General features: G+C 63.6%; 20 protein-coding genes. 13 read left to right on the forward strand and 7 right to left on the reverse strand.

Annotation, left to right across the window (positions count from 1 at the left end):
* Position 1 precedes the first annotated feature (1 nt).
* The 4 genes from napA (at position 2) to AT959_RS19760 (ending at position 4,938) form a co-directional block, all read left to right on the forward strand.
* Positions 2–2,548 carry a nitrate reductase catalytic subunit NapA gene (napA, locus tag AT959_RS19745; protein ID WP_066887282.1) on the forward strand — a complete coding sequence of 849 codons (2,547 nt, stop codon included), beginning with the start codon at positions 2–4 and terminating at the stop codon, positions 2,546–2,548.
* Positions 2,549–2,632: 84 nt separating this feature from the next.
* A complete protein-coding gene (gene napG, locus AT959_RS19750; RefSeq protein ID WP_066887285.1) occupies positions 2,633–3,514 on the forward strand; it encodes a ferredoxin-type protein NapG in 882 nt (293 codons plus the stop codon).
* The gene (gene napH, locus AT959_RS19755) at positions 3,511–4,419 is read left to right on the forward strand and encodes a quinol dehydrogenase ferredoxin subunit NapH (protein ID WP_066887288.1); all 909 of its coding nucleotides are present in this window, start codon (positions 3,511–3,513) and stop codon (positions 4,417–4,419) included. The genes napG and napH overlap by 4 nt, the downstream gene beginning before the upstream one ends.
* A gap of 30 nt (positions 4,420–4,449) precedes the next feature.
* A complete protein-coding gene (locus tag AT959_RS19760; protein ID WP_066887292.1) occupies positions 4,450–4,938 on the forward strand; it encodes a nitrate reductase cytochrome c-type subunit in 489 nt (162 codons plus the stop codon).
* A 65-nt stretch (positions 4,939–5,003) separates the two neighbouring features.
* Here AT959_RS19760 and rpoH read toward each other — a convergent pair whose 3' ends face one another.
* Complete coding sequence (rpoH, locus tag AT959_RS19765) at positions 5,004–5,867, reverse strand: RNA polymerase sigma factor RpoH (protein WP_066887296.1); 864 nt, start codon at positions 5,865–5,867, stop codon at positions 5,004–5,006.
* Positions 5,868–5,949: 82 nt separating this feature from the next.
* Between rpoH and gluQRS the strand changes: the two genes are divergently transcribed.
* On the forward strand, positions 5,950–6,861 hold the full coding sequence (gene gluQRS / locus AT959_RS19770) for a tRNA glutamyl-Q(34) synthetase GluQRS (RefSeq protein ID WP_066887298.1): 912 nt from the start codon (positions 5,950–5,952) through the stop codon (positions 6,859–6,861).
* Here gluQRS and clsB read toward each other — a convergent pair.
* The 4 genes from clsB to AT959_RS19790 form a co-directional block, all read right to left on the reverse strand.
* Positions 6,836–8,047, reverse strand: a complete 1,212-nt coding sequence (gene clsB / locus AT959_RS19775) for a cardiolipin synthase ClsB (RefSeq protein ID WP_066887302.1) — start codon at positions 8,045–8,047, stop codon at positions 6,836–6,838. The genes gluQRS and clsB overlap by 26 nt on opposite strands.
* Positions 8,037–8,792, reverse strand: coding sequence for an endonuclease/exonuclease/phosphatase family protein (locus AT959_RS19780; protein ID WP_083518522.1), 756 nt, complete (start codon positions 8,790–8,792; stop codon positions 8,037–8,039). The genes clsB and AT959_RS19780 overlap by 11 nt, the downstream gene beginning before the upstream one ends.
* A gap of 155 nt (positions 8,793–8,947) precedes the next feature.
* Positions 8,948–10,045: a quinolinate synthase NadA gene (nadA, locus tag AT959_RS19785; RefSeq protein ID WP_066887305.1), complete on the reverse strand. Its 1,098-nt coding sequence runs from the start codon at positions 10,043–10,045 to the stop codon at positions 8,948–8,950.
* A 45-nt stretch (positions 10,046–10,090) separates the two neighbouring features.
* On the reverse strand, positions 10,091–10,543 hold the full coding sequence (locus tag AT959_RS19790) for a rhodanese-like domain-containing protein (RefSeq protein WP_066887308.1): 453 nt from the start codon (positions 10,541–10,543) through the stop codon (positions 10,091–10,093).
* A gap of 47 nt (positions 10,544–10,590) precedes the next feature.
* Here AT959_RS19790 and AT959_RS19795 point away from each other — a divergent pair, with 47 nt between their 5' ends.
* The 3 genes from AT959_RS19795 to AT959_RS19805 all read left to right on the forward strand — a co-directional run bounded on the left by AT959_RS19795 (position 10,591) and on the right by AT959_RS19805 (position 13,948).
* Entirely contained in the window at positions 10,591–11,766 is a 1,176-nt protein-coding gene (locus AT959_RS19795) for a cation diffusion facilitator family transporter (RefSeq protein ID WP_066887311.1), read from the forward strand.
* Positions 11,767–11,954: 188 nt separating this feature from the next.
* Positions 11,955–13,370 (forward strand): type I glutamate--ammonia ligase, encoded by a 1,416-nt coding sequence (gene glnA, locus AT959_RS19800; RefSeq protein WP_066887314.1) that lies wholly within the window; start codon positions 11,955–11,957, stop codon positions 13,368–13,370.
* Positions 13,371–13,483: 113 nt separating this feature from the next.
* The gene (locus AT959_RS19805) at positions 13,484–13,948 is read left to right on the forward strand and encodes a DUF4124 domain-containing protein (protein WP_083518532.1); all 465 of its coding nucleotides are present in this window, start codon (positions 13,484–13,486) and stop codon (positions 13,946–13,948) included.
* On the opposite strand, the gene AT959_RS19810 is transcribed toward AT959_RS19805, so the two are convergent.
* Both AT959_RS19810 and AT959_RS21335 read right to left on the reverse strand, forming a co-directional pair.
* On the reverse strand, positions 13,949–17,095 hold the full coding sequence (locus AT959_RS19810) for an efflux RND transporter permease subunit (protein WP_066887317.1): 3,147 nt from the start codon (positions 17,093–17,095) through the stop codon (positions 13,949–13,951). It lies immediately after the preceding gene.
* A gap of 3 nt (positions 17,096–17,098) precedes the next feature.
* Entirely contained in the window at positions 17,099–18,151 is a 1,053-nt protein-coding gene (locus AT959_RS21335) for an efflux RND transporter periplasmic adaptor subunit (RefSeq protein WP_157651369.1), read from the reverse strand.
* A gap of 147 nt (positions 18,152–18,298) precedes the next feature.
* Between AT959_RS21335 and glnL the strand changes: the two genes are divergently transcribed.
* From glnL to AT959_RS19840, 5 genes are all read left to right on the forward strand, one after another.
* Positions 18,299–19,360 (forward strand): nitrogen regulation protein NR(II), encoded by a 1,062-nt coding sequence (gene glnL, locus AT959_RS19820; RefSeq protein ID WP_066887554.1) that lies wholly within the window; start codon positions 18,299–18,301, stop codon positions 19,358–19,360.
* A 72-nt stretch (positions 19,361–19,432) separates the two neighbouring features.
* Entirely contained in the window at positions 19,433–20,845 is a 1,413-nt protein-coding gene (gene ntrC / locus AT959_RS19825; protein WP_066887323.1) for a nitrogen regulation protein NR(I), read from the forward strand.
* Between the two features lie 71 nt (positions 20,846–20,916).
* Complete coding sequence (locus AT959_RS19830; RefSeq protein ID WP_066887326.1) at positions 20,917–21,735, forward strand: biotin--[acetyl-CoA-carboxylase] ligase; 819 nt, start codon at positions 20,917–20,919, stop codon at positions 21,733–21,735.
* Positions 21,732–22,448 (forward strand): type III pantothenate kinase, encoded by a 717-nt coding sequence (locus AT959_RS19835; RefSeq protein ID WP_066887329.1) that lies wholly within the window; start codon positions 21,732–21,734, stop codon positions 22,446–22,448. The genes AT959_RS19830 and AT959_RS19835 overlap by 4 nt, the downstream gene beginning before the upstream one ends.
* A gap of 182 nt (positions 22,449–22,630) precedes the next feature.
* The gene (locus AT959_RS19840) at positions 22,631–23,032 is read left to right on the forward strand and encodes a DUF350 domain-containing protein (protein ID WP_066887331.1); all 402 of its coding nucleotides are present in this window, start codon (positions 22,631–22,633) and stop codon (positions 23,030–23,032) included.
* The last annotated feature ends 6 nt before the right edge of the window (positions 23,033–23,038 follow it).

Here is a 23,038-nt window from a genome sequence, read left to right on the forward strand (position 1 = left end):
GATGGTCGAACTAAAACTTACCCGGCGTGATTTCATCAAGAGCAATGCAGTCGCGGCCGCGGCCAGCGTCGCCGGGATCAGTCTGCCGGCGGTCGCTGCACCGCCGGGCAAGGATGACGGCGTGCGCTGGGACAAGGGGGTCTGTCGCTACTGCGGCACCGGTTGCGGCGTGCTGGTTGGCGTCAAGGACGGCCGCGTCGTCGCCACCCAGGGCGACCCGGAGGCGCCGGTCAATCGCGGCCTGAACTGCATCAAGGGCTATTTCCTGTCGAAGATCATGTATGGCAAGGATCGCCTGCAGACGCCGATGTTGCGCATGAAGGACGGCAAGTACGACAAGAATGGCGACTTCAAGCCGATCACCTGGACCCAGGCCTTCGACATCATGGAAGAGAAGTGCAAGGCGGCACTCAAGGAAGGCGGGCCGAAGAATATCGCGATGTTCGGTTCCGGCCAGTGGACGGTCTGGGAAGGCTACGCCGCCGCCAAGCTGATGAAGGCCGGCTTTCGTACCAATAACCTCGATCCCAATGCCCGCCACTGCATGGCTTCGGCCGTCGCCGGCTTCATGCGCACCTTCGGCATCGACGAGCCGATGGGCTGTTACGACGACGCCGAGCACGCCGATGTCTTCGCGCTGTGGGGCTCGAACATGGCCGAGATGCACCCGATCCTCTGGTCGCGCATCACCGATCGCCGGCTGACCGCCAAGCACGTCAAGGTCCATGTGCTGTCCACCTTCAGCCATCGCTCCTGCGAACTGGCCGACAACACGCTGATCTTCAAGCCGCAGTCCGATCTGGCCATCCTCAACTACATCTGTAACCACATCATCCAGACTGGCGCGGTCAACAAGGATTTTGTGGCAAAACACGTCAAGTTCGCCAAGGGCGTGACCGATATCGGCTACGGCCTGCGCCCCAATCACCCGCTGGAAAAGGTCGCCATGAACAACGGCTACCCGGGTGAGGAAGGCAAGCCGAAAGGCAACCCGAACAACTCGACGCCGATGACTTTCGACGAGTTCGCCGCCTTCGTGTCCGAATACACGCTGGACAAGGCGCACGAGATTTCCGGCGTGCCCAAGGAAAACCTCGAAGCGCTGGCCAAGGCCTACGCCGATCCGAAGATCAAGGTCGTTTCCTACTGGACCATGGGCTTCAACCAGCACACCCGTGGCACCTGGGTGAACAACATGATCTACAACGTGCACCTGCTGGTCGGCAAGATTTCCGAGCCGGGCAACGGGCCGTTCTCGCTGACCGGCCAGCCGTCGGCCTGCGGCACGGCGCGCGAAGTGGGCACCTTCGCCCACCGCCTGCCGGCCGACATGGTGGTGATGAATCCCAAGCACCGCGAACTGTCGGAAAAGCTCTGGAAGCTGCCGGCCGGCACCATTCCAGACTGGATCGGCCTGCACGCCGTGGCCCAGAGCCGTGCCCTGAAGGACGGCAAGCTCGGCTTCTACTGGACCTCGACGACCAATAACATGCAGGCCGGGCCGAACGTCAACGACGAGATCTACCCGGGCTGGCGCAATCCCAAGGCTTTTGTGGTCGTCTCCGATGTCTACCCGACCGTCTCGGCCATGGCCTCCGACCTCATCCTGCCTTGCGCCATGTGGATGGAGAAGGAAGGCATGTACGGCAACGCCGAACGGCGCGGCCAGATGTGGCGCCAGCAGGTCAAGGCGCCGGGCGAAGGCAAGTCCGATCTCTGGCAGTACCTCGAATTCTCCAAGCGCTTCAAGATCGAGGAAGTCTGGCCGGCCGAGTTGCTCGACAAGAACCCGGAGTACAAGGGCAAGACCATGTACGACGTGCTGTTCGCCAACGGCCAGGTCAACAAGTTCGGGCTGGACGAGGTCGCCAAGGTCAACGCCCACGGCATCAAGGGCTACATGAACGACGAGTCCAAGGCCTTCGGCTTCTATGTGCAGAAAGGCCTGTTCGAGGAATACGCCTCGTTCGGTCGTGGCAAGGCACACGATCTGGCCAACTTCGACGTCTATCACAAGGCGCGCGGCCTGCGCTGGCCGGTGGTCGATGGCAAGGAAACGCTGTGGCGCTTCCGCGAAGGCTACGACACCTATGTGCCGAAGGGCGAGGGCGTCCGTTTCTACGGTTATCCGGACGGCAAGGCCATCGCTTTTGCATTGCCTTACCAGCCCGCCGCCGAAATGCCGGATGCCGAATACGACCTCTGGCTATGTACCGGCCGCGTGCTGGAACACTGGCACACCGGCTCGATGACGCGTCGCGTCCCGGAACTCTACAAGGCGATGCCGGATGCCGTCATCTATATGCATCCGGACGATGCCAAGAAACGCGGCCTGCTTCGCAACGACGTGGTCAAGGTAGCGACCCGGCGCGGCGAAATCCAGTTGCGGGTGGAAACCCGGGGCCGCAACAAGCCGCCGCTCGGCTTGGTCTTCGTGCCGTTTTTCGACGAACACCGACTGGTCAATAAACTGACGCTGGACGCGACTTGCCCGATCTCGAAAGAGACGGACTACAAGAAATGCGCCTGCAAGGTGGTCAAGGCCTGAACCATGCGTAACGATTAAGGCAATCAGGGAGTGCCGTGACAAGGGTGGGGCGACAGCCCCACCCGGCGGCTGCCCCGACACGATATGAACCCAAAGAACAGCACTCCACCCAAGAGCGGCGCCGCACGCCGCCAGTTTCTCTTCGACTCGGCCCGCATGGTCTGCGGCGTCGGCCTGCTCGGGCTTGGCCTCGGCTTTTACGCCAAGCAGGCGAAAGCGCTGCCAGCCCTTGCCTTGCGGCCGCCCGGCGCCCTGCCGGAAGATGATTTCCTCGGCGCCTGCATCCGCTGCGGTCTGTGTGTCCGCGACTGCCCCTACAACACGCTGGAGCTCGCCAAGCCGGAAACGCCCGTCGCCACCGGTACGCCATTCTTCACGGCGCGCAACATTCCGTGCGAAATGTGCGAGGACATTCCCTGCGTCAAGGCCTGCCCGACCAAGGCGCTCGATCACGCGCTGACCGATATCAATCAGGCGAAGATGGGTGTCGCCGTACTGATCGACCACGAAACCTGCCTCAATTTCCTCGGCCTGCGCTGCGATGTCTGCTATCGCGTCTGTCCGGTGATCGACAAGGCGATCACGCTGGAAATGCTGCCCAACGAGCGTACCGGTCGTCATGCCATGTTCCTGCCGACCGTCCATTCGGAGCATTGCACCGGCTGCGGCAAGTGCGAAAAATCCTGCGTCCTGGAAGAGGCCGCCATCCGCGTCTTGCCGCCCAAGCTGGCCAAGGGCGAACTCGGTCATCACTACCGGGTCGGCTGGGACGAACAGAAGAAGGCCGGGCGTTCGCTGATCGATGAATCGAAAATGCTCGACCTGCCCGATCGCATGCCGGACGGCGCCGTCCTGCCCGGCCACTACGACCCGGCCAGCGGCCATACCGCGCCGGCCCGCGGTCTGCCGGGCAGCGAGGCAGGGGCCATTCCGAGCTTGCCGCCCGGCCTGGGGGGCAAGCCATGAGCCAGGTTGCTCACAAGAAACGTATCGGTGCCGAAGCCGTGGAAAGCAAGGGCTGGCTGCGTGCCCATAAATGGTTGATCCTGCGTCGCCTGTCGCAGTTCGGCATTCTCGGACTCTTCCTGCTCGGGCCGCTGGCCGGGCTCTGGATCGTCAAAGGCAACCTCAATTACAGCCATACGCTCGGCGTGCTGCCGCTGACCGATCCCTATGTCGCGCTGCAGGCCCTGTTCGCCGGGCACGTGCCGGAGAAACTGGGACTGATCGGCTTGGCTATCGCACTGATCTTCTACCTGCTGGTCGGCGGCCGGGTCTATTGCAGCTGGGTCTGCCCGGTCAATGTGGTGACCGATGCCGCCGGCTGGCTGCGCGACCGCTTGGGTATCAAGGGGGCAAGCAGCATTTCGCGGAATACCCGCTACTGGATACTCGGCATGACCTTGCTTGGCTCGGCGTTGAGTGGCGTCGTGCTGTGGGAGTTGGTCAATCCGGTGTCGATGTTGCACCGGGGCCTGATTTTTGGCATGGGGGCGGCGTGGACCGTGGTGGTTGCCGTTTTCCTGCTCGACCTGTTCGTGATGAATCGTGGCTGGTGCGGTCGACTGTGCCCGGTCGGCGCTTTTTACAGCCTGGTCGGGCGCTGGAGTCCGCTGCGCATATCGGCGCCGCTACGGACGGCCTGCAACGATTGCATGGACTGCTTCGAAGTTTGTCCGGAGCCGCAGGTCATCCGGCCGGCCCTGAAAGGCGAGGGGAAGGGCGTCGGACCGGTGATCCTGGCGCCGTCGTGCACCAACTGCGGGCGCTGCATCGATGTCTGCTCGAAAGAAGTTTTTACCTACGGTCTGCGTTTCAATAACCCGGCTTCGACTGCAACGCTCGTCAAGGTGCAGCCGGAGACCAAATGATTAGCCAGTTTTAGAGGAGGAGCGCCCATCATGAAACAAACGCTGAAGACGACATTCGCCGTGCTTGCTGCCGCCGCCTGTTGGGCGCTGGCTGCGCCCGGTTTCGCCCAGGAGGCGCCGAAGCCGATGCGCGGGGCGGATGTGCCTGCGGTCGACCAGGCGCCGGAGGCCAAAAAATACCTTGGCGGCAAGCCCGGCGGACAAACCAAGGTGGCCCGCACCTTCAGCAGCCAGCCGCCGGTCATTCCGCATGCCGTCGAGAATTTCGACGAAATCACGCTGGAAGAGAATCAGTGCCTGTCCTGTCACGGCCCCGATGTCTATAAGAAGAAAAATGCGCCGAAGGTCGGCGACAGCCATTTCCGCGACCGTGACGGCAAGGTCCTGCCGGAAGCCTCGGCCGCCCGCCACAACTGCGTGCAATGCCATGTGCCGCAGGTCGATGCGCCGCCGCTGGTCGATAACGACTTCAAGGGCGACCTCGTTGCCGCCAAGCCGGCCGGCAAGAAAAAGAACTGACCCGGCGCGCCGGCAACAAAAAGGGGAGCCGCGGCTCCCCTTTGCTTTGAGTGCCCGCTCGGGCCTCAGGCGGCGACGAGCAGTACGCCGCGCATCTTTTGCAGCGCCTTGACTTCGATCTGGCGGATACGCTCGGCTGAAACATCGAACTCGGCGGCCAGTTCATGCAAGGTCGCGGCTTCGCCATCGTGCAGCCAGCGGGCCTCGACGATGCGACGACTGCGCGGGTCGAGGGCCGACAGTGCTTCGTGCAGACCTTCGTCCTGCTGGCGGGCGATCGCCTTGTTTTCGATGACGCGGGTCGGCTCGTAGCGCGAGTCGGCCAAGTAGTCGATCGGCGCGAACGCATCGTCGCTGTCGTCCGGGCTGCCTTCCAGCGCCAGGTCGCGGCCGGTCAGGCGGGTTTCCATCTCGACCACTTCCTCCGGCTTGACACCGAGGCGGCTGGCGACTTCTGCTGCCTGCGGGCCGGACAGCGTATCGACGCCTTCGTAGTCGTTCTTCAGGCTGCGCAGGTTGAAGAACAGCTTGCGCTGGGCCTTGGTGGTCGCCACTTTGACCAGGCGCCAGTTCTTCAGGATGTATTCGTGGATTTCGGCCTTGATCCAGTGCATCGCGAACGAAACGAGGCGCACGCCGCGCGTCGAGTCGTAGCGTTTGACTGCCTTCATCAGGCCGATGTTGCCTTCCTGAATCAGGTCGGCGTGCGGTAGGCCGTAGCCGAGATAGCCGCGGGCAATCGAGATGACCAGACGGAGATGCGACAGCACGAGCTGGCGGGCCGCTTCCACATCGCCATCATTGTGGAAACGCTGAGCCAGCCGGGTCTCTTCCGCCTCGGAAAGCATCGGGTAACGGTTCGCGGCCTGGATATAGGCATCGATGTTGCCGACGGCTGAGGGAATGGGAAGCGCCATTGCTTGGGTCATAGCGTAAGATTTCTCCTTCAACGATTACAAATACATTCTAGCACTCGCTGTCTCAGAGTGCTAACTGCCTGAAAAGTTTCCGATGTCTCCTGTCTATCGCGGTCGTTTCGCCCCTTCACCGACCGGGCCGCTGCACTTCGGCTCACTGGTCGCCGCAGTCGGCAGCTATCTCGATGCGCGCACGCAGGGCGGCGAGTGGCTGCTGCGCATCGAGGATGTCGACACGCCGCGCAATGTGCCGGGAGCTGCCGAAAACATCATCGCGACGCTGGCCGCCTTCGGGTTCGAATGGGATGGCCCAGTCCTCTGGCAGAGCCGGCGCCGCGAGGCCTATGCCGCGGCACTGGCGCAACTGCAGGCGACCGGGCTGGCTTATGGCTGCACCTGCTCGCGCAAGGAAATTGCCGACTCGGCCAGCCGGCCGGCGATTGATGGCGGTCTGGCCTATCCGGGTACCTGTCGTCATGGTCTGCCGGCGGGGCGTTCGGCGCGCGCCTGGCGGCTGCGTGTCGGGGCCGCTGAAATCGCCTTCGACGACCGCCTGCAAGGCCATGTCGCGCAGCAACTGGAACGCGATGTCGGCGACTTCGTGCTGTTGCGCGCCGACGGTTTGTTCGCCTACCAGTTGGCGGTTGCGGTCGACGATCAATTTCAGGGCATTTCCGACATTGTGCGCGGGGCTGATCTGCTCGCTTCAACGCCGCGCCAGATCTGGCTGCAACAGTGCATGGGCTGGCCGACGCCGCGTTATGCCCATTTGCCGGTGGCGAGCAATGCGGCGGGGGAGAAGCTCTCCAAGCAGACGCTGGCTCCGGCGCTGCAGGTCGGGCAGGCGGCAGCGGCACTGGTCGGTGCCCTGCGTTTTCTCGGTCAGGCGGTGCCGGCCGAACTGGCCCGGGCCAGCGTTGCCGAAGTTTGGGCTTGGGCGCATGTCCACTGGTCGTTTGCCGCCATTCCGCGGCAAGCGGCTATTCCGTTGGCGACTCTGCCGTAAGGCCGGGGGTTTCCTCGTCGGCCTGCCAGTGCTTGGGGCCGTATCCGGTCAGGCCGACCAGGGCGCGAACCAGCCCGTAGCTGAGCCAGCGTAGCAGGCGGGAGTGGATGGGCTGGCGGGTGAAGGTTTCGGCGTGCATTTCGCGGGCGCCGTCGGCCATCGCGGTGTAGATGCTCTGGCGCAATTCGCCGGCAAAGGCGGTATCGCGGACGACGATGTTGGCCTCCTTGGCGAGCAGCAGGCTGAACGGATCGATGTTGGAGGAGCCGACCGTGGCCCACTCGCCGTCGATGACCGCCACCTTGGCGTGCATGAAGCTCTTTTCGTACTCGAAAATCCGGATCTTGCTTTCCAGCGCCGCCAGATAGAGGGCCTGGGTCGCGAAACGGAGCAGGGGGTGGTCGGTCTTGCCCTGCAGCATGACGGTGATCCTGACACCGCGCCGGGCCGCCGCCTGCAGCGCCCGGCCGAAGCGGACGCCGGGCAGGAAGTAGGCGTTGGCAATGAGGATTTCCTCCTGCGCCGCGTTGATCGCGGCGATGTAGGCGTGCAGGATGTCATTGCGGTGGCGGATGTTGTCGCGAATCAGGAAGGCTGCCGTCTGGGCGCCGGCCAGCGCGCAATGGGGGGCGACGACCGGGGCGTGGCGGAAACGGCGCTTGAAATTGACCCAGGCGACGATTTCCCAGATCCGCCGCACGGCGTGATGCACCTGCTGCAGGGCCGGGCCTTCGACGCGGACGGCGTAGTCGTAGCGCGGCCGCATGTCGTCCGGCGCATTGTTGTCGTCGATGATGTTGATGCCGCCGATAAAGGCGACGCGGGCGTCGATCACCACCAGCTTGCGGTGCAGGCGGCGCAGGCGATGGCGCTTGAAGTGAAAACGGCCGATTTCCGGGCGGTACTGCATGGCCTGCACCCCGGCGGCGGTGAGCAGCGGCATGAACTCGTTGCTGAAATTGCGGCTGCCGAAGCCGTCCACCGTGACATTGACTTGAACGCCGCGCCGGGCAGCCCGGCACAGCGCGCCGGTGACGGCGTGGCCGACTTCATCGTCGGCGAAAATGTAGCTTTCGAGATAGATTTCGCTTTGCGCCGCCTCGATCTCGGCGAGCAGGGCCGGGAAGTAATCCTGGCCGGAGTTGAGCAGGGTGAGCCGGTTACCCGGCAGGAATTCAGCGGCCATACCGGGCGAGATAGGCCGATAGCGCGGCGTGATCGGAAATCTTCGACCACGGCTGGCCGTGGTGCACCTCGGTGCGCTCGACGCGGAAGCCGCGGACGTAAATGCGGTCGAGCCGGAACATCGGCATCGCCGCCGGGAAGCTGCGCACCGGTACGCCCCTGCTGTTGCTGAACACTTCAAGCAGGCCGAGGCGTTTGGCGAGATGCTCGCCGGCCCGGTTGCGCCAGTCGTTGAAGTCGCCGGCAATGATCAGGGGCGCCTCCGGATCGGCCAGGCGGTCGAGATAATCGGCCAGGGCGCTCATCTGCCGGCGGCGCGAATGGCCGAATAGCGACAGGTGCACACAGACGCAATGGGCGGCCGGGCCTTCCGGTAATTCGATACGGCAATGCAGCAGGCCGCGCTTTTCGAACTGCATATGGGTGACGTCCTGGTTGTGTGCATGCAGGATCGGAAAGCGCGACAGGATGGCGTTGCCATGGTGGCCATGGTCGTAAATCATGTTGTGGCCGTAGGCCGACTGCCAGAAATCCTCGGCCAGAAACTCGTGCTGCGGTGAACTCGGCCAGTTGTCGTGGTTTTCGGCATGGCCGAGGTGGAGGCCCTGCACTTCCTGCAGGAAGACGATGTCCGGGTTGAGGTGGCGCAGGCGGTCGCGCAGTTCATGCACCATCATCTGGCGGTTGAACTGCGAAAACCCCTTGTGGATGTTGTAGGTGGTGATGTGTAGGCTGGGCGTGCTCACGGCGAGTGACTCCGGGACTGCGCTGGCCGCACCGGGGAGGGCGGCACCACCCGCTAAGCTTACCGCGCCTTGCCGGTTCCTGCTGCAGCAAGGTCTTGTCGTTCACCGGCTGGACGCTGAGTACGTTCGCCGTCCAGCCGGCGCCTGCATCTGCTTCAGGAAATCGCCAGCATGCGTTCCAGGGCCAGTTTGGCCAGCTTGGCTTCGTGCTCCGGCACCTTGATCTGATTGACGATCTTGCCGTCGACCAGGTTTTCCAGCGTCCATGCCAAGTGCTGCGGGTCGATGCGCTGCATCGTCGAACACATGCAGATGGTGGTCGCCATGAACTGGACGATCTTGTTCTGCGGCAGAACTTCTTTTGCCAGCCGGTCGACCAGGTTCAGTTCGGTGCCGACCAGCCAGCGCGTCCCTTCCGGCGCTTCCTTGATGGTCTTGACGATGTGCTCGGTCGAGCCGACATAGTCGGCCGCGGCGCAGACTTCGAAATTGCATTCCGGGTGGGCGATCACCTTGCCCTCGGGGTATTTGGCGCGGAAGGCATCGATCTGCGACTTCTGGAACATCTGGTGTACCGAGCAGTGGCCCTTCCAGAGCAGGATCCTGGCGTGCTTGATCTGGGCCGGCGTCAGACCGCCGAGTTCGAGATCCGGGTCCCAGACGACCATCTCGTCCATGGCAAAACCCAACTGGTGGCCGGTCCACCGGCCGAGATGCTGGTCCGGGAAGAACAGCACCTTGGGGCGACGCTCGAAGGCCCACTTGGCGATGGTGCCGGCGTTGGACGAGGTACAGACGATGCCGCCATGCTCGCCGCAGAAAGCTTTCAGGTCGGCCGCCGAGTTGATGTAGGTGACCGGCGTCACTTCTTCCTCAGCGTTCAGGACTTCATTCAGCTCGCGCCAGCAGCGCTCGACCTTGGCCAGATTGGCCATGTCGGCCATCGAACAGCCGGCCGCGAGGTCGGGCAGGATGGCGATCTGGTGCGGTGCGGTCATGATGTCGGCGACTTCGGCCATGAAATGCACGCCGCAGAAGATGACGTATTCGGAATCGGTCTGCGCCGCGAGTTTCGACAGCTTCAGCGAATCGCCGGTCAGATCGGCATGCTGATAGACGTCGGCGCGCTGGTAATGGTGGCCGAGAATGACCGCCTTCTTGCCGAGCTTGGCGCGAGCGACGCGAATGCGTTCCTGGCAGGCTTCATCGGACAGGTTGTTGAACGGGTCAAAGGAGATGGTTGCTGTTTGCATGCTGTTCTCTGAAAAATCGGCTTTTTCGATGGTCGACCGCAGGGGTCAGCCCTGGCTCCACGGCAGGCCGGCCTTGCGCCAGCCGCCGATATGGTTACGCTGGCCGTTGGCATCCTTGTCGCCCTCGAAGCCTTCGAGGATGTTGTAGCAGTTGTTGTAGCCGGCTTCGCTGGCCGCTGCGGCGGCAGCGATCGAGCGGGCGCCGCTGCGACAGAGGAACATGACCAGCGCTTCGGGATCGACCTGGCGCTTCAGTTCGGCCAGGAAGTTCGGGTTGCGGACGCCGCCCGGGTACTGGTTCCATTCGATTTCGACCGCGCCGGGAACGCGCCCGACCCAGTCCCACTCGGCCCGTGTCCGGACATCGACAATTTTCGCGCCGGGCGCCAGATGCAGCAGATCGCAGGCTTCCTGCGGCGTCAGCTCACCCTGGTAGGGGCGTTCCAGCGACTGGCCGCGCTGGCGGGCCAGATTGAGTATCTCGGTTAACTTTCCCATAATCTTTGGCTGCTAAAATCCAAGGTCGATAGTATAGGGCAGACCTCATGGGACAAGAGCAACAGCCGGTCGTTCCGACCGCGCTAACGGCCGCCGAGCGTGCCGAGCAGACGCAGCACGCCACCTGGGTCAGCGTCGTGATCAATCTGGTACTGACAGTGGTGCAGATTGTCGTCGGCTGGCTGGCTCATTCCCAGTCGCTGGTCGCGCACGGCCTGCATTCGTTTTCCGACCTGCTCTCCGACTTTCTGGTCATCTATGCCAGCCGGCAGAGCGCCCATCCGGCCGACCAGGCCCACCCCTACGGCCACGCCCGGGTCGAGACAGCGGCAACGCTGATCCTCGGCGCGTCGCTGACCCTGATTGGCGGCGGCATCCTGTGGGAATCCGGGATGCGCCTGCAGCACATCGAAAACCTGCCGAGCGTCGAAATGTCCGCCTTCTGGGTGGCTGTCGCCACCGTGATCACCAAGGAAGGTCTGTACCGCTACCTGATCCGGGTCGCCGAGCGCCTGCGCTCGCAACTGATGATCGCCAATGCCCTGCACACCCGGGCCGACGCCGCTTCGGCGCTGGTTGTCGTGGTCGGTATCGGCGGCGCCCTGCTCGGCTGGTCCTTCCTCGATCTGCTGGCAGCGGCCTTGATGGGTTTCATGATCCTGCGCATGGGCGCCGGCCTGGCCTGGGGGGCGCTCAAGGAGCTGATCGATACCGGTCTCGAGGAAACTCAGGTCGCCTCCATTCGCCAGACACTGGCGGCGACGCCCGGCGTGCTCGGCGTGCACAACCTACGGACGCGGCGCATGGCGCATCAGGCGCTGGTCGATGTGCATGTCCAGGTCGATTCGCGGATCAGCGTTTCCGAAGGCCACCGTATCGCCGAGTCGGCACGGGCCCGGGTGCTGCGCGAACATGCCGAGGTGCTCGATGTGCTGGTTCATATCGACCCCGAAGACGATCTGGACCCCGATATCGCCATCCGTCTGCCGGCCCGCGAAACCCTGCTGCAGGAATTGCTGCCGCTGCTTGCCGATCTACCCGAGCCGGAGAAGGTCGTGCTGCATTATCTCGGCGGCCGCATCGAGGCCGAGATTTTCTTCAGCCACGCCTTTTTCGAAAACGGCGACGCCATGCGCAAACTATCCCAGCAGCTGGCTGAGCGCCTGACAGCAACTTCGACCATCCGGCGCCTATCGGTGAATTGCATGGTTGCACCAAAATAGTGCGTTAATTAGCTGGTTTTGCACAGTTGTGGTGCGCAAAATCTTTGCTTAATCCGTGCATCTCATTGTGGCAAAATGCAAAGCTTAGCTGCGGTCCTTTGGCACACTTTCTGCTAAATCCTCCGCGTTGCGAATTTTTGATTGTCGCCGGATAAGCCGGCAACTTGTTTTCTAGGAGACTGACGTTTATGGCAACCCCGCAAGACGTGATCAAGCTGATTAAGGAAAATGACGCCAAGTTCGTCGATTTTCGTTTCACCGATACCCGTGGCAAAGAACAGCACGTAACCGTGCCGGTTTCCGCTTTTGACGAAGACAAGTTCGAAAACGGCCACGCTTTCGACGGCTCCTCGATCGCCGGCTGGAAGGGTATTCAGGCTTCCGACATGCTGCTGATGCCGGATCCGGACACCGCCTACGTCGACCCGTTCTTCGACGAAACCACCGTTGTCCTGTCCTGTGACGTCGTCGACCCGGCCGATGGCCGTGGCTACGACCGCGATCCGCGCTCCATCGCCAAGCGCGCTGAAGCCTACCTGAAGTCCTCCGGCATTGGCGACACCGCCTACTTCGGTCCGGAACCCGAATTCTTCATCTTCGACGGCGTCGAGTGGAATGTCGACATGTCCGGTTGCAACCTGAAGATCCATTCCGCCGAAGCGGCCTGGGGTTCGGGTGAAAAGAACGACGGCAATGGCGCCACCGGCCACCGTCCGACCGTCAAGGGCGGCTACTTCCCGGTTCCGCCGGTCGACAGCCTGCACGACATCCGTTCGGCCATGGTGCTGACCCTGGAAGCCCTCGGCTGCCCGGTTGAAGTTCACCACCACGAAGTCGCCACTGCCGGTCAGTGCGAAATCGGTACCGTCTTCAACACCCTGGTCAAGCGTGCCGACCAGACCCAGATCCTGAAGTACGTGGTGCACAACGTTGCTCACCAGTACGGCAAGACCGCTACCTTCATGCCGAAGCCCATCGTTGGCGACAACGGTTCCGGCATGCACGTTCACCAGTCGATCTGGAAGGATGGCAAGAACCTGTTCGCCGGCGACGGTTATGCCGGTCTGTCCGAACTGGCCCTGTTCTACATCGGCGGCATCATCAAGCACGCCAAGGCCCTGAACGCGATCACCAACCCGGGTACCAACTCCTACAAGCGTCTGGTCCCGCACTACGAAGCACCGGTCAAGCTGGCTTACTCGGCCAAGAACCGTTCCGCTTCGATCCGTATCCCGTTCGTTGCCTCGACCAAGGCCCGTCGTATCGAAACCCGCTTCCCGGATCCGATCGCCAATCCGTACCTGGCCTTCGCCGCGCTGCTGATGGCCGGTCTGGACGGTATCCAGAACAAGATCCACCCGGGCGATCCGGCTGACAAGAACCTGTACGATCTGCCGCCGGAAGAAGACGCGCTGATCCCGACCGTCTGCGCTTCCCTCGAAGAAGCCCTGCAGAACCTAGACAAGGACCGCGAGTTCCTGACCCGTGGCGGTGTGTTCTCCAACGACTGGATCGACGCCTTCATCTCCCTGAAGATGGACGAAGTCAATCGCGTTCGCATGACGACCCACCCGGTGGAATTCGATCTGTACTACTCCTGCTAAGCCAGCGAGCCGGTATGCAAAAAGGGCGGGTTTTCCCGCCCTTTTTTTGTCCACCGTTCGGCGGGATCAACGTTAAGTCCGCTACACTTGAGCGCTAACCTGGAATGATGACGATGACACGTAGCACGCTTGCAACCCTGCTCGCCATACTGGCGCTGCCGGCAACGGCCCAGACGATTTACAAATGCACCGACGCCAGTGGCGGCACGCTGATTTCCAATACCCGTATCGAGAAGAACTGCAAGGCCATCGTCAGCGGACCGGAGTCGACGCTGCCGGCGCCCAAGTCGCGCCCGGCCACTTCTGGAGCGGCGGCCAATCCGTCACCGGCGGGTTTTCCCAAGGTGCAGGAAGATACGCAGAAAGCGCGCGATGGCGACCGCCGTCACATCCTCGAGCAGGAACTGGCCGGCGAACAGCGCAACCTTGAGCAGGCGCGCAAGGAACTGGCCGAGCAGGAAGCCCTGCGCACCGCCGGCGACAATCGCCAGGATCGTATCCTGCCGTACAAGGATCGCGTCGGGCAGCACGAGCGCAACATCCAGGCGATCCAGAAAGAGCTCTCGAATCTGCGCTGATCAGGCAGTCGGCGATTTGACCTTGTACCAGGCGGCGTAAAGCGCCGGCAGGAAGAGCAGGGTGAGGGCGGTGGCGACGATCAGGCCACCCATGATGGCCACGGCCATCGGCCCGAAGAAGTCGTTGCGCGACAGCGGGATCATCGCAAGCACGGCGGCGGCCGCGGTCAGCACAATCGGCCGGAAGCGGCGCACCGTCGATTCGACGATCGCTTCCCAGCGCGCCTTGCCGGCGGCCAGATCCTGTTCGATCTGATCGACCAGGATCACCGAATTGCGCATGATCATGCCGAACAGCGCGATGGTGCCGAGCAGCGCCATGAAGCCGAACGGCTGGCGGAAAACGAGCAGGAACAGGGCGATGCCGATAATGCCGAGCGGCGCCGTGAGCAGCACCATGACGACGCGCGAGACGCTCTGCAACTGGATCATCAGGATGGTGACGACGGCCAGGATGAAGAGCGGGATGCCGGCCATCACCGAGGTTGAGCCCTTGGCCGACTCTTCGACCGAGCCGCCGGTGACGATGCTGTAGCCGGCCGGCAGGGCGGCGCGCAGGGCGTTGATTTCCGGATTGATGCGGTCGACGACCGTCGCCGGCTGCGTTTTGCCATAGAGGTTGGCGCGGACGGTGATGGTCGGCAGACGGTCGCGACGCCAGATCAGGCCCGGCTCGAAGCTGTGCTTGAGATGACCGATCTGGCTCAGCGGCACGCTCTTGCCGCTGCGGGTCGGTACAGAGAGGTCGGGCAGCACAGCAAGGTGGGTGCGTTCCTCGCGGTCGCCGCGCAGCACGACATCGATGGTCTTCTCGCCTTCGCGGTAGCTGGTCACCGTGTAGCCGTTCAGCGACATATTGAGCAAGGCGGCCAGATCCTGGCTGGAGACACCGAGCAGGCGGGCTTTGTCCTGGTCGATTTCGATCTCGATGGCCTTCGACAGTTCGCTCCAGTCGAAATTGACGTTCGACAGTTCCGGATTCTGGCGCATCACGTCGGCCACCTGGCCGGCCACTTTGCGCAGTGTCGCCATGTCCTCGCCGGAAACCCGGTACTGCACGGGATAGCCGACCGGCGGCCCATTTTCGATGCGGCTGATATTGCCCCGGGCGTTGAAGCCGTCCCGTTCGAACAGTTCGATCAGGCGCCCGCGCAAGGCTTCGCGGGCCTCGACGTTACGCGTGACGATGACGAACTGGCTGACGTTGCTGGCCGGCAATTGCTGGTCGAGACCAAGGTAATAGCGCGGCGACCCTGAGCCGACGTAGGTGATGTAGTGCTCGAACTGGTCAAATTTGGCCTTGTCCTGGTTGAGCCAATCTTCCAGGTGCTTGGCTTCGGCGTCGCTGGCGGCGATCGAAGCACCTTCCGGCAGGCGGAGTTCGACATTCAGTTCCAGGCGGGTCGAGTTCGGGAAAAACTGCTTCTGCACTTTGCCCATGCCGACGATGGCCAGGGCGAACAGGCCGACGGTGATGGCGATGACCAGCCAGCGCCGCTGGACGCACCAGGTAACCAGTTTCCGGAAGCGGCTGTAGAACGGCGTGCCGTACACATCGTGCTCGTCGCCGTGAGCCGGGCCGCTCAGGCCGAGGCGGGTGAGTAGGCGGGCCAGGGCCGGCAGCCGGCGTTCGATCAGGCTGGGTGGGCGCGGCGCATGCGGGTTGGGCAGCAGCTTGTAGCCGAGCCAGGGAATGGCGACGACCGCAGCCAGCCAGGAGATGAGCAGGGCGACGGCATTGATCTGAAAGAAGGCGAAGGCATATTCGCCGGTCGACGATTTGGCCAGCGCAATCGGGATGAAGCCAGCGACGGTGACCAGCGTGCCGGAGAGCATCGGCCCGGCCGTGCTGCTGTAGGCGAAAGAGGCGGCGCGGGTGCGTTCCCAGCCCTGTTCCATCTTCACCCACATCATCTCGACGGCGATGATCGCATCGTCCACGAGCAGGCCGAGGGCGAGGACGAGGGCGCCGAGCGAGACCTTGTGCAGGCCGACATTGAACCACTGCATGGTGAGGAAGGTGGCGGCGAGGACGAGCGGGATCGAAATGGCGACAACCAGGCCGGTGCGGATGCCGAGGCTGATGAAGGTAACCAGCAGGACAACGATCACCGCTTCGGCCAGCGATTGGACGAAAGCCTGCACCGAGCGCTTGACGGCATCCGGCTGGCTGGCCGATGGCGCGATCTCGACGCCGAGCGGCAGGGCTTGGTTGATTTTGGCGATGTGGGCGTCGAGTTCCTTGCCGAGGACGATGATGTCGCCGCCCTTGGCCATGGCAACGCCAATGGCCAGCGCCCGCTTGCCGCCAAAGCGGACCTGGGTGGCCGCCGGGTCGATGGTGCCGCGCTTGATGCTGGCGATGTCGCCGAGCCGGAAACTGCGGCTGCCGGCGCGGATTAGCGTGTCGGCCACGGCCTGCACGGTGTCGAAGGCGCCGCCCGGACGAATCTGGATGCGTTCGCTCTGCGTTTCGAAAAAGCCGGCCCCGGCGACGGCGTTCTGCTGGTTCAAGGCCTGGACGATGGTGGTTTGATCGATGCCGAGCGTCGCCAACTTGGCGTTCGACAGTTCGACAAAGATCTTTTCGTCCTGGATGCCGAAGATTTCGACCTTGCCGACGGTCGGCACGCGCAACAACTCGTCGCGAATGCGCTCGGCGGTGTCCTTCAGTTGCGGGTAGTCGAGGCCGTCTGCGGTCAACGCATAAATATTGCCAAAAACGTCGCCGAATTCGTCATTGAAGAACGGCCCCTGGATGCCGGCCGGCAGCGTGTGGCGGATATCGCCGATCTTCTTGCGGACCTGGTAATAGACATCAGGCACCATGGCCGGCGGCGTGCTGTCCTTGGCGAAGAACATCACCGTCGATTCGCCGGGGCGCGAGTAGCTCGATACCCGGTCGATGAACGGCGTTTCCTGCAGTTTCTTTTCGATCTTGTCGGTCAGCTGCTGTTCGACCTGGCGCGCCGTGGCGCCCGGCCACTGGGTGCGGATCACCATCAGCTTGAAGGTGAAGGGCGGATCTTCGGCCTGGCTCAGCTTGCCATAGGCGAACACCCCCATCAGGGCGAGGGCGAACAGGAAATAGCCGACCAGCGTCCGGTGATGCAGCGTCCAGTCGGAAAGGTTGAAGCGCTGGCTCACGATTCAGCGCTGCCCACTGGGCGGCGTCACCGGCTTGGCCTGGACGCTCTGGCCGGGCACCAGCTTGGCGGTGCCGGCGACGACGACCACTTCGCCGGCCTGCAGGCCGCCGCTGATCATCGCACCATCCTCGCGGAACTGTGCCACCTGGACCGGGCGCGGCGTTGCCTTGCCGTCGCTGACGACCCAGACCAGCGGCCCTTGCCCCTGGTCAATCACCGCATTGAGCGGCACGAGCAGCGGTGCGGCGCCGGCGCTGCCGACGACGACCCGGGCCGTCATGCCGAGGCGGACTTCGGCTGGCGGCTCGATCAGGCGGATGCGCGCGGCGTAGGTCCGGGTCGCCGGGTCGGCGGCCGGTGCCAGTTCGCGCAATTCGCCGCGGACAGTGATTTTGGGCTCGGCCCACAGGTTGACCGCCAGACTCTGTGCCGTCTTGATCTCGGCCAGCCGGTTTTCCGGGATGGCGATGGCGACTTCCTTTTCTTCCGGGCGGGCCAGCCGGAGGACGGCCTGGCCGGCGCCGACGACCTGGCCGGCCTCGGCCAGCACGGCGGTGACGACGGCCGGGTATTCGCTGCTCAGCGTGCTGTAGCTGGCCTGGTTGCCGCTGATCTGGTTTTGCGAGCGGGCCTGCTCGAGGCGGGCCTGGGCGCTGTTGAAGGCATTGTCCTTGGCGTCGAAGGCGGCCTGGCTGACAAATTTTTTGCCGAGCAGACCGGCGTAGCGTTCGCGCTCGGCCTTGGCGGTGGTCAATTCGCTTTCCGCCGCGCCAAGCTGGGCCCGGGCGGTAGCGGCAGCCAGTTGCAGGTCGGCCGGATCGAGCCGGGCCAATGGCTGGCCGGCCTTGATCTCGGCGCCGGCATCGACCAACCGGGCAGCCAGCTTGCCGCCGACGCGAAAGGCGAGGTCGATTTCATGTCGGGCGCGAATTTCGCCGGTGTAGATACTCATGCCGCTATCCGCCTGGGCCACCGTCTGGACGAGGACCGTGCGTACTGCGGCCGGTGGCGCATCGCCGGCCGAGCAGCCGGCCAGCAGAAGCAGGGCGGCCAAGATGGGCGCAACTCGGGGCGGATAGAAGGTGGCCATTGGCGGTGCGGGAAAAGGAGGTCTGCGAATGATAATGAACCATCGGTCAGTAACGCAAGATATGATTTTTTGCTGGCGCAGGGCAGCCGGCCGAGCGGCTACAATGACGCCATGAACTCATCCTTTGCTTCCTTCGCCGGCCTTGATCTGCTGGCTTCGGCGGTTCTGTTGATCGACGAGGATCTGCGTGTCCGCTACGTCAATCCGGCCGGTGAAAATCTGTTGGCGGTGAGCAGTCGCTCGGTCGAGAGCAAGCCGCTGCTGACCATTTGTACCTGTCCGCCCAGTCTGCAGTCGGCCTTCGATAACGGCCTGCACAACAACTGGGGCTATACCGGCCAGAACCTCGAACTCAAGCGTCACGACGGCGAGCTGCTGCACCTGAACTGTACGGTGACGCCGCTGCGTCCCGACATGGCGCCCGGGGTCCGCCTGCTGCTCGAATTGCAGCCGATTGAGCAGCAACTGGCGGCCACCCGCGAGGAGCAACTGATCCAGCAGCAGCAGGCCAATCGCGAACTGATCCGCAATCTGGCGCACGAAATCAAGAATCCGCTCGGCGGCATTCGCGGCGCGGCGCAATTGCTGGAACACGAACTGGCCAATCCGTCGCTCAAGGAATACACCCAGGTCATCATCAAGGAAGCGGACCGCTTGCAGGACCTGATGCAGCGCCTGCTGACGCCGCACCGGGCGATGCTGCCGACGACCGTCAATATCCACGAAATCCTCGAACGGGTGCGCAGCCTGCTGACTGCGGAGTTTCCCGGTTCGCTGGCGATGCGGCGCGATTACGACACCAGCCTGCCGGAACTGGTCGGCGACCGCGAGCAACTGATCCAGGCGGTGCTCAATATTGCCCGCAACGCCGCGCAGGCGATGGAGGGCGAGGGCGAGATCGTGCTTCGCACGCGCTCGCTGCGGCAGGTGACGCTGGCCAAGAAGCGCTATCGGCTGGCGATGGAGATCAAGGTCATCGACAACGGCCCGGGCATTCCGGAAGTCATCCGCGAACGCATGTTCTATCCGCTGGTTTCCGGGCGCGAGGGCGGCAGCGGCCTGGGGCTGACCATTGCCCAGAACTTCGTGCAGCATCATGGCGGCACGATCGATTGCTCCAGTCATCCGGGCAACACGGTGTTCACGCTGCGCCTGCCGGTCGAGCTTGCATGACGATGGCAAAATGGCCGGCCTGACTCTTGCTTGAAAGATATCTATTCTAATGAGCAGATGAGCCAAACATCTATGAAACCGGTCTGGATCGTTGACGACGATCGCTCCATTCGCTGGGTCCTGGAAAAGACCCTGTCCCGCGAGGGCATCCCTTTCAAGAGCTACGCCTCGGCGACCGAGGCCATTTCCCAGTTGGAACAGGGCATCGAGCCGCCGCAGGTGCTGATGTCCGATATCCGCATGCCAGGCCAGTCCGGGCTGGATTTGCTGCAGGAAGTGAAAACCCGATTCCCGTCGGTGCCGGTCATCATCATGACCGCCTACTCCGATCTGGAAAGCGCAGTCGCCGCCTTCCAGGGCGGGGCCTTCGAATACCTGCCCAAGCCGTTCGATGTCGATCAGGCGGTTGAACTGATTCGGCGCGCCATCGACGAGTCGATGCACCAAAGCGGTGCGGCTGAGGAAGAGGGGCTGGTTCCCGAGATTCTCGGCCAAGCCCCGGCCATGCAGGAAGTCTTCCGTGCCATCGGCCGTTTGGCCCTGTCGCATGCCACGGTTTTGATCACCGGCGAATCCGGTTCCGGCAAGGAGCTGGTGGCGCGGGCGCTGCATCGGCACAGCCCGCGCGCCGACAAGCCCTTCATCGCGATCAATACGGCAGCCATTCCGAAGGATCTGCTGGAGTCCGAACTGTTTGGCCACGAGCGCGGCGCCTTCACCGGCGCCCAGGCCCAACGCCGCGGCCGTTTCGAGCAGGCCGAGGCCGGCACGCTGTTCCTCGACGAAATCGGCGACATGCCGTCCGAACTGCAGACCCGCCTGCTGCGCGTGCTGTCGGACGGGCATTTCTACCGGGTCGGCGGTCACTCGCCGATCAAGGCCAATGTTCGGGTCATTGCCGCGACCCACCAGAATCTGGAAACCCGGGTCAAGGACGGCTTGTTCCGCGAAGACTTGTTCCATCGCCTGAACGTCATCCGGATTCGCCTGCCGTCGCTGCGCGAGCGGCGCGAGGACATTCCGCTGCTGACCCGCCACTTCCTGCAGAAAAGTGCGCGCGAACTCGGCGTCGAGACCAAGCGGCTGTCCGATCCGGCCCTGAAGTACCTGAGCGGCCTCGATTTTCAGGGCAACGTCCGCCAGCTGGAGAATCTCTGCCACTGGCTGACCGTGATGGCCCCCGGTCAACAGGTGGAAATCAGCGATTTGCCCGGCGAGTTGCGCGAGGCGATACCGATGGCCATTGCCACCGACTGGGAAAGTGCCCTCGAAGGCGAAGTCGACCGCATGCTGGCCCGTGGTCTGGGCGATGTGCATGGGGTGCTGGCCCAGACCTTCGAGCGCATCCTGATTTCGCGAGCGCTGGCCCATACCGGCGGCCGGCGGATCGAGGCGGCGCTGGCCCTTGGTATCGGCCGCAATACCATCACCCGGAAAATTGCCGAACTGGGTATCGACGGCGGCAAGGAAGCACTGGCCGAATAGGCTGCCGGAGCCGGGCGGGCGCTGCTTTTCGTCGGTGTTGCCCGGCAGCGAACTGGCATACAATCGGCCGCATGACGCTGATTGATCCTGTTTTGCTCAAATCCAGGCTCGGCTTGCTGGCCGGCCGTTTCGACGTTGATGCGCTGGCCGAGTGCGACTCCAGCAGCAGCGAGTTGATGCGTCGTGCCGATCGCGGTGCCCCGGCCGGCACGGTCGTCGTCACCGACCGGCAAAGTGCCGGGCGCGGGCGACGTGGCCGCAGCTGGTCGTCGGCACCCGAGGCCAGCCTGACCTTTTCTGTGCTGTGGCGGTTTTCCGGACCGCCCGGCCGTCTGGCCGGCCTCTCGCTGGTGGTTGGCGTCGCCCTGGCCGAAGCCCTGGAAATGTTGGGCGCCCAGGGCGTCTGCCTGAAATGGCCGAATGACGTTCTGTTGCGCCGGGACAACGCCTACGCCAAGCTGGCCGGCATTCTCGTCGAGCTTTCCACCGACCGGCGCGGCACCCAGGCCGTGATCGGCATCGGTCTCAATCTGCAGGCGCCGCCCGAGAGTCTGCCGCAGCCGGTGGCCGGTCTCGATCAGGCCTTGGCGGCGACGCCGGATCGTCATGTCGTACTGGCGGCCATTCTCGGTCATCTGGCCGCGGTGCTGGACCGCTTTGCGGTCGACGGCTTTGCTGGGCTGAAAATGGACTGGCAGCAGCGTCACGCCTGGCAAGGCGAGGCGGTGCAACTGCTCGGCGAAGCGGCCGAGCCCTTGCCCGGGCGCTGCCTCGGGGTCGATGACGACGGTGCCTTGCTGCTCGAAACGGCAAGCGGCGTGCAGCGTATCTTTTCAGGCGACGTCAGCTTGCGCCCGATAGGAAGTGCCCTTGGGGTACGCCGGGCATGATCGTCTGCCTCGACAGCGGCAATAGCCGCATCAAGTGGGGCGTCCATGACGGCAACGCCTGGCTGGCGCAAGGGGCGGTGGCGCACGCCGAGGTCGGTCAATTGGCGAGCTTGCCGGCGCGCTGGGGTCGCCCGGGGCGCGTCATGCTGGCCAATGTCGCCGGGGCCGAGGCGGCGCAGCGGATCCGCCAGCAACTGCAGGCCTGGGCGCCGCTTTTTTGCGACGTCCAGCCGGTGGCCGAGCGGGCCGGCGTCACCAACCTTTACCAGAACCCGGCGCGGCTCGGCGTTGACCGCTGGTGTGCGCTGATCGGCGCACGTGGCCTGTTTCAGCAGGCCAGCATCGTGGTCATGGCGGGCACCGCAACGACGATCGACAGTCTCGATGCGGCGGGTGTCTTTCTCGGTGGCATGATCCTGCCCGGCCTCGATCTGATGCGGCGGGCGCTGGTCCGCGAGACGGCCGGGCTGCCTTTCGCCGACGGCCAGTATGCCGAACAACCGCGCTGTACCGATGATGCCATTGTCACTGGTTGCATCGAGGCTCAGGCTGGCGCCATCGAGCGGGCCTGGACCCGGCTGAATGCTGGTGATGCCCTCTGCGTCATGTCCGGCGGCAATGCTGAGGTGATCAGCAAGCACCTCAGCATTGCACATGTACTGACGCCGAATCTGCCGCTTGAGGGTTTGCGCCTGCTCGCCGTCGAGCCCTAGTCCGAGCCGGGCGATACTTCCCGGCAAAAATGCCGTTTTGTCGAGGTCGACCGCAGCCATCAGTTGCTCGGCTCTATCTTCGGCAAAACAGTTTTATTGTCTGCTATCGGGCCTGCCGCACTTGAGTTAACCGCAGCCAGCGGGGACAATCCTCCGCTGTCGTTTCATGCCCGGGGGGTTCCATGTTCGATCCGGTAATCAGCAATCTGCTGGCCTTTGCCAGCTTCTTCGTGACCGCCGTGCTGATGCTCGCGGTGTTCTTCGTGCTTTACATTTTGATCACGCCGTACAGCGAAGTCACCTTGATCCGGGCCGGCAACGAGGCGGCGGCGGTCAGCCTGGGCGGTGCGGTGATCGGCTTTGCGCTGCCGATCGCGGTTGCGGTCGCGGTTACCCATAACCTCTATGCCATGATCGGCTGGGGCGTCGTCGCCGGCATGGTGCAATTGCTGACCTTCAGCGCAGTTCGCTTGATGATGCCTGTCATCAATCACAGCATTCCGCAGGGGCGCCTAGCCTCCGGCATTTTCCTCGCAGCGCTAGCGATCGGCGTCGGCATCCTGAACGCCGGTTGCATCGTTTGATTCCAA

The sequence above is a fragment of the Dechloromonas denitrificans genome (assembly GCF_001551835.1).
GTDB lineage: Bacteria > Pseudomonadota > Gammaproteobacteria > Burkholderiales > Rhodocyclaceae > Azonexus > Azonexus denitrificans.